Source organism: Bifidobacterium amazonense, from assembly GCF_018555435.2.
Taxonomy (GTDB): domain Bacteria; phylum Actinomycetota; class Actinomycetes; order Actinomycetales; family Bifidobacteriaceae; genus Bifidobacterium; species Bifidobacterium amazonense.
On sequence record NZ_JAFEJT020000024.1, the window covers coordinates 36548 to 43655 of the forward strand.

Annotated in this window: 6 protein-coding genes; 3 read left to right on the forward strand and 3 right to left on the reverse strand. The window is 65.9% G+C overall.

Annotation, left to right across the window (positions count from 1 at the left end):
* Positions 1–3: 3 nt before the first annotated feature.
* The 3 genes from JS533_RS07060 to pcp form a co-directional block, all read right to left on the reverse strand.
* Positions 4–816, reverse strand: a complete 813-nt coding sequence (locus tag JS533_RS07060) for a hypothetical protein (RefSeq protein WP_241513732.1) — start codon at positions 814–816, stop codon at positions 4–6.
* A gap of 166 nt (positions 817–982) precedes the next feature.
* On the reverse strand, positions 983–1774 hold the full coding sequence (locus tag JS533_RS07065) for a M15 family metallopeptidase (protein ID WP_241513733.1): 792 nt from the start codon (positions 1772–1774) through the stop codon (positions 983–985).
* A gap of 191 nt (positions 1775–1965) precedes the next feature.
* Positions 1966–2643 (reverse strand): pyroglutamyl-peptidase I, encoded by a 678-nt coding sequence (gene pcp / locus JS533_RS07070; protein ID WP_241513734.1) that lies wholly within the window; start codon positions 2641–2643, stop codon positions 1966–1968.
* Between the two features lie 226 nt (positions 2644–2869).
* On the opposite strand from pcp, the gene JS533_RS07075 reads away from it, so the two are divergent.
* From JS533_RS07075 to JS533_RS07085, 3 genes are all read left to right on the forward strand, one after another.
* Positions 2870–4471 carry an ABC-F family ATP-binding cassette domain-containing protein gene (locus tag JS533_RS07075; protein ID WP_241513735.1) on the forward strand — a complete coding sequence of 534 codons (1602 nt, stop codon included), beginning with the start codon at positions 2870–2872 and terminating at the stop codon, positions 4469–4471.
* A gap of 77 nt (positions 4472–4548) precedes the next feature.
* Positions 4549–5586 carry a cation diffusion facilitator family transporter gene (locus JS533_RS07080; RefSeq protein ID WP_241513736.1) on the forward strand — a complete coding sequence of 346 codons (1038 nt, stop codon included), beginning with the start codon at positions 4549–4551 and terminating at the stop codon, positions 5584–5586.
* A gap of 130 nt (positions 5587–5716) precedes the next feature.
* On the forward strand, positions 5717–6844 hold the full coding sequence (locus JS533_RS07085; protein ID WP_241513737.1) for a 5-methyltetrahydropteroyltriglutamate--homocysteine S-methyltransferase: 1128 nt from the start codon (positions 5717–5719) through the stop codon (positions 6842–6844).
* The last annotated feature ends 264 nt before the right edge of the window (positions 6845–7108 follow it).

Sequence of the window (7108 nt, forward strand, 5' to 3'; positions counted from 1 at the left end):
GGGTCATTCCATGCCGTTGTATATCGCCTGCAGTTCTTCCTGCCCCTGGCTGAAGAGGATCGAGAAATCCGGTCTGTCGTCGGCGGGGAACGTTTCCAGGAAACGGCGGAATTCTTCCGCGGACACGGTGTCGGGGATGCTCAGCGTATTGCCGTAGTCGTTCGGCCCGGGATCGGCCACCCAGTCGAATCCCGCTTTCCGGGCCTTGAGGGCGAATTCCAGCATGGCCTGCTGCACTTGCGGATTCGGTTTGGGACGGGCCGCGTCGCCGGAAAGCGGCGGCTGGGAGAAATCCGGATTCGCGGCCTCGCACGCGGCATAGTCGGATTGCCTGGACGCGTATGGCGTGTCGGCGAGCGCCGCGGAGCCGGATACCGCGAACCATGATCCGTCCGAGCCGGTAAGACGGTATTGCACGTTCCCGTACAGGTTCGCGATGGACGCGTCGGTTTCGATCCCGTATCCGTCCGTTTCGACCGGATTGCCGTCCGCGCCGATGGTGCGCAGGACGACCGTGGTCTGCGGCGCTGACGTCGTCGATCCGTCCATGGTCAGCGACAGGGTGTCCGCCAGTTTGGCGACGAGTCCCCGTTCGGTCAGGCATGCGACGAATCGTTTGGCGACGGTCTCCAGATCGGCGATCCGATCGTCGGATGGCAGCTGCGACGCATACGTCGTGCCCGTGTCGTCTCCTGCCGGTGTCGCCGAGCAGCCGCCCGGCAGGCACAGGCAGAGCGCCGCCAGTCCGGCCGTCATCCATCTGCGGGTTCCTGCTGTGCCGCCGTGTCGCTCATTCGTGTCATGTCGTGTTTCCATGACCGTTTCCTTCTCTGGGTCCCGGCCCCGACTCGGCATTGAGGGGGGGGGCAAGCGGCGGGCCGATCGCGTTGCACGCATGCGGTCCGTCTCCTGCCATCCAGCGTAGCATTTGCGGCCGGAACGGCAAAAGAGGAACGGGAAACGCCCTACCGAAATGACGAGGTCACGGTTGGTACTCTTCGAGCGCGATGCCGGACTCATGGATGGCCTTGGCGGCTTCGGCGCCGACGAACCGGTAATGCCACGGCTCGTGTTCCACGCCGGTCACGGACGTCTTGCCTGCCGGATAGCGCAGGATGAACCCGTACTCCCACGCGTTGGTGGCAAGCCAGTCGTAGACGCGTTGGTTGGCGTCCGCGTCGGACGCGCCCACGGCGTTGATGTCCGCGGCGACTCCCAGCTCGTGTTCGCTGGTGCCGGGCAGGGCGACCTGCAGTCGGGCCTTCGCTTCGGCGTCCTTGGCGTCCATGCCATTGTTCTCGTACAGGAAGATCTTGTCGTCGAGCAGCTGCTGCTGTTCGTCATGCGTGCGATAGCCGGCGGTCACTTCGGGGTTCAATCCGTCCGCGCGCATCGCGTCGAACATGCGTTGCAGGTCCGGATAGGCCCGCGAGTCGATCTGCTGGCCGTTGGCGAGTTGCGTCAGGTCCGGCGCGGGCCAGTCGTCGGGGATGCGCTGCCACTGGTTGACGACGATCGTGTTCCACGAGTCGGCCGAATAGGTCGCTTCGGGAATGCCCGGCGTGAACGGGCCCCAATGGGCGAGACGTCCGAGTCCGAACAGCAGGCCGGCGACGACCGCGATCGCGGCCAGAAGCGCCGCGGTCAGCCGGACCAGCGTTTTCGCGGCGCGCTGCCGGCGGTAGCGGGCGAAACTGCGCACGGTCCCCGCGCGGACGGCTCCCCGTGCGGCGGATGCGGTCGGAACGCCGTCCGTTGCGATGCGTGCTGCCATGTCGTCATCCTTCCCTCGGCGGCGCATCCGTGGCATGATCCACATGATCAAGCCTTGCGCCGTGTGCATACCGTCAAGGGTAGGGTTTCCGGCTTTCGCGTACCATCGGCCGACGGGATGAAGATACCCTGATTCCCGGGGATGACGCCGGGGACGAACCCCTAAGGGTCGATGAGGCGTCCCACGGATATTCAGCAGATCGTCCCGGCGGCACTGCTCCCGCCATCGTGTCCCTTGGCGCCGGTCTCGTCGTGCACGATCGCTTCGATCGCGTACTCGAGTGCCTTCGCCATCGTCGCGACCGCCATCGTGGGCGTCGCCGCCGACTTGCCGACGCCCTGTTCGACCGCGTACGGCACGTGGATGAACCCGCCTTTGACGCCGGGGAACCGGCGGTCGAGCAGGTAGAGCACGTGGTACATGATGGCGTTGCACACGTAGGTGCCGGCCGTGTACGACACGGCGGCGGGAATGCCGTGATCGTTGATGTTCCGGACCATCGCCTTGACCGGCAGGGTCGCGAAATACGCGGTGTCGCCGTCTTCGCGCAAGGGTGCGTCGAACGGCTGTTCGCCGTCGTTGTCGGGGATGGACGCTTCGGCGAGATTGATCGCGACCCGTTCGACGGTGATCGCGGCGCGTCCTCCGGCCTGGCCGACGCACAGCACCCAGTCGGGCCGTTCGCGTTCGATGGCCTCCTCGACGACCTGCGCGCTGCGCGTGAACGCGGTGGGGATCTCCAGGCCCACGACCGTGGCCCCGGCGATGTCGTCGGGCAGGAGTTTGACCGCTTCGAACGCGGGATTGACCGGTTCGCCGCCGAACGGGTCGAATCCGGTGACGAGGATCGTGCGTTTGCTGTCGGACATGCTTGGGCTCCTTTCGTCGCATCGAACGTAGGCCGGCAATCCGGCCTTCCGGTTGTCCGCCGCGTCCAGCCTACCGCCGGCCGGCCGGTTTCGCTTCGCGATTCGCACCCATTCGCTATAGTGGACCGTTGGACTTTACGGCGGGCGGCATACGGAACGGATCGGCCGAACGCGGACAGACGGAAATGACGACAACGGGAATACGACGGAAGGCGGGCTGAACGGCATGGCCATCGAAGCGCAGGGACTTGAGATTCAGATCGGAGCACGTACGCTGCTGCATCCGACCGACTTCCACGTGGCCAAGGGCGACAAGATCGGTCTGGTCGGCCGCAACGGCGCCGGCAAGACCACATTGACGCGCGTCATCACCGGCGACATGCTGCCCACCGCGGGCAAGGTGCGCGTCTCGGGCAAGCTCGGCTACCTGCCGCAGGACACGCATGCGGCCGACCAGACGCAGACCGCGCTCGACCGCATGATGAGCGCGCGCGACATCGCCTCGATCATCGCCCGCATGCGCAAGTGCGAGAAGGAGATGACCGATCCGGATCCGGACGTGATGACGCGCGCGATGAACCGTTACGACAAGATCATGCAGGACTTCGACAAGGCGGGCGGCTACGCGGCGCAGTCGGAGGCGATCGCCATGGCCGACAGCCTCGGCCTGCCGCAGGACGTGATGGGCCGCGAACTCGGCACCCTGTCGGGCGGCCAGCGCCGACGCATCGAACTGGCGCGCATCCTCTTCTCCGACGCGGACACGCTGATCCTCGACGAGCCCACCAACCATCTGGACGCCGACTCGATCGAATGGCTGCGCGGGTTCTTGAAGAAGTTCGAGGGCGGGTTCCTCGTGATCTCCCATTCGACCGAACTGCTCGACGAGGTCGTCAACAAGGTGTGGCATCTCGACGCGCAGCTCGGCCAGATCGACATGTATTCGCTCGGCTGGAAGGCGTACCTGCACCAGCGCGCCGTGGACGAGGAGCGCCGCCGCCGCGAACGCGAAGTGGCCGAGAAGAAGGCCGAACGTCTCATGAAGCAGGGCATCCGCCTGCACGCCAAGGCCACGAAGGCCGTGGCCGCGCAGAACATGATGCGCCGCGCCGAAAAGCTGCTCGAAAACACGTCCGAGGCGCAGAAGCAGGAGAAGGTCGCCGACATCCGCTTCCCCGAACCCGCGCCCTGCGGCCGCACGCCGATTATGGCCAAGGACATCTCCAAGGCGTACGGTTCGAACATCGTGTTCGCCGGCGTGAACCTCGCCGTCGACAAGGGCTCGCGCGTCGTCATCCTCGGCTACAACGGCGCCGGCAAGACCACCACGCTGCGCCTGCTCGCGCACATCGAACAGCCCGACACCGGCGTGGTCGAATACGGTCACGGCTGCAAGATCGGCTACTTCGCGCAGGAGCACGACACGCTCGACCTGAATGCCACCGTGCTCGAGAACCTCACGCACGTCGCACCCGAACTGAACGACACGCAGGCACGCTCCATCCTCGGCTCGTTCCTGTTCTCCGGCGACGACGCGCTGAAACCCGCACGCGTGCTCTCCGGCGGCGAAAAGACGCGACTCGCGCTCGCCACGCTCGTCACCTCGCGCGCGAACGTGCTGCTGCTCGACGAGCCGACCAACAACCTCGACCCAGCCTCGCGCGACGAGATCCTCAAGGCCATCGCCAAATACGAGGGCGCGATCGTGCTCGTCACCCACGACGAGGGCGCCGTGCAGGCGCTCAACCCCGAACGCGTGCTGCTCATGCCCGACGGCGACGAGGATCTGTGGAACGACAGTTATCTCGAACTTGTGGCCGAGGAGTAACGTTCCTTTCCCATCCCGGTTCCCGACGCTCCTACAATGTGTGGTGTTTCCAGCAACATCATGGGAAGAGGGGCATCATGGGCGAGCCGAACGATCGGAACGCGCACGCCGGCGACACCGGTACGGGAATCCAGCAACAGGCCAAGCATGCGGGAGCCGCCGTCAAGGCGGCGCTCGCCGCGAACATCGGCGTCGCGGCGGCCAAACTGTGCGCGGCCGTATTCACCGGATCGTCGGCCATGCTTTCGGAATCCGTGCATTCCATCGCCGACTGCTCGAACGAGATCGTCCTCATGATCGGCGGCCGCTTCTCCAAGCACCGCACCGACGGCGACCATCCGTTCGGACTGTACCGCGCGAAATACCTCGCCTCGTTCGTCGTCGCCACGCTGCTGTTCTTCGTCGGCGGCTTCTTCTCCACATCCGAGGCGGTCAAGAAGATCGCCGCGGTGATCGCCGACCCCGCATTGCGCGACGCCAGCCGGATCGAACTGTTCGCCGCGCTCGTCGTCGTGGCCGTCAGCGCCTGCCTCGAAGGCTACGGCCTGCACTCGAGCATCCGCGAGGCGAACGAGCGCATGGAACGCACGCGCACGCCGCACATGGGCGTCTTCCGCTTCTGGCGGCGCACCAAGTCCGCCGAACTCGCCTCCGTCATCATGGAGGACACGCTCGCGCTCATCGGCCTCGCGTTCGCCGGCGCCGGCATCGGACTCGCGATCGCGTTCGACGACGAACTGTGGGATGCGGTCGGCGGCCTGATGGTCGGCCTGGTCCTGATCGCCGGATCACTGCTGCTCGCGTTCAAATCCGGCTCACTCCTGCTCGGCGAGACCGTCGACCAGGTGACGCGCGACGAGATCGTCCGCGCGGTCACGTCGACGCCCGGCGTGACCAGGCTGCTCAACATGCAGACGATCCACATGTCCGAAGACGACATCCTGTTGTGCCTCAAGGTCGAAACGTCGAAGCTCGACCGCGACTACGACGTCGAAACGGTCGACAAGATCGAACGATCGGTGCGCGGCGCGCTGCCATGGTACCGGTTCGAGATCTACGTCGAACCCGACGTCTTCCGCCCGGAGGCGCACCGCGGCGCGACGGCGAACGCATAAGACGCCCCGCGCACGGCCCGACCGGCATGCGGGACGCATACGGAACGTCGTCGGCCGGGTTGCGGTAAGGTTACGCAACGTATCAACCAATCGCCATGCGCAACCGATGCGCAAGATCGTGAGGACATCCATGGCATACGCACACAACGCGCCGTTCCGCGCCGACGTGGTCGGCAGCTACCTGCGCCCGGCCGAGCTCAAGGCCGCCCGCGCCGACTTCGAGGCCGGCCGCATCGACGCCGCGGCGCTCAAGGCCGTCGAGGACCAGTGCATCACCGAACTGGTCGCCAAGCAGAAGGCCGCCGGCCTGCACGCGATCACCGACGGCGAGTTCCGCCGCGGCTGGTGGCATCTCGACTGCATGTGGGGCTTCGCCGGCGTGGAGAAGGTCGCCATCGACCAGGGCTACGTGTTCCACGACGAGGTGACCCGCGCCGAATCCGCCCGTCTGAGCGGCCGGATCGCGTTCGACGGCACGCATCCGTTCGTCGACCATTTCCGCTTCCTCAAGCAGTTCGAGGACGACACGGTCGTGGCCCGTCAGACCATCCCCTCCCCCTCGCAGCTGTACGCCGAACTGTTCCGCCCGGAGAACATCGAATCCGTGCACGAGTTCTACGGCAGCGACCAGGCCGCCTACGACCAGCTGGCCGACGACACGGCCGCCGCGTTCCACGGGCTGATCCTCGCCCTGTACGAGGCCGGCTGCCGCAACGTGCAGCTCGACGACTGCACGTGGGGCATGTTCTGCGATCCGAACTTCAATAGCCACTACACGGCCGAGGAGTTCGCCGCGATGCAGGAGCAGTACGCGGCGATGAACAACGCGGCGATCGCCGACCTGCCGGCCGACCTCGTGATCACCACGCACGACTGCCGCGGCAACTACCATTCGACGTGGGCGTCCGCCGGCGGCTATGCGACCGTGGCCGACGTATTGTTCGGCAAGGAGAACGTGGCCGCCTACTACCTCGAGTTCGACGACGACCGTTCCGGCGACTTCGCGCCGCTCGCCAAGGTCTCGGGCGACAAGAAGGTCGTGCTCGGCCTGATCACGTCGAAGAAGCCCGAGCTCGAGGATCCCGAGGTCATCAAGGCGCGCATCGCCGAGGCCGCCGAGATCCTGCCGCTCGACCGCCTGTGCCTGTCCACCCAGTGCGGCTTCGCCTCCACCGAGGAGGGCAACAAGCTCACCGAGGAGCAGCAGTGGGCCAAGATCGCGCTCGTCCAGTCCATCGCCAAGGAGGTGTGGGGCTGACGCGTTAAGCGGACAGTGCGGTGCACTGTCCGTAGCGTCGGCCTGAGCGAGGCGATAGCTGAGCGAAGGTAGGAATGAGTCTCGCCGTCAGGCGAGTCTATTGTTGCAGGGCTGACGCGTTAAGCGGACAGTGCGGTGCACTGTCCGTAGCGTCAGCCTGAGCGAGGCGATAGTCGAGCGAAGGCAGGCATGAGTCTCGCCGCAAGGCGAGTCCTTGATTGCAGAGCCGACGCGTGAGAAGGATCCTTCACCTAGCAAAAGCGA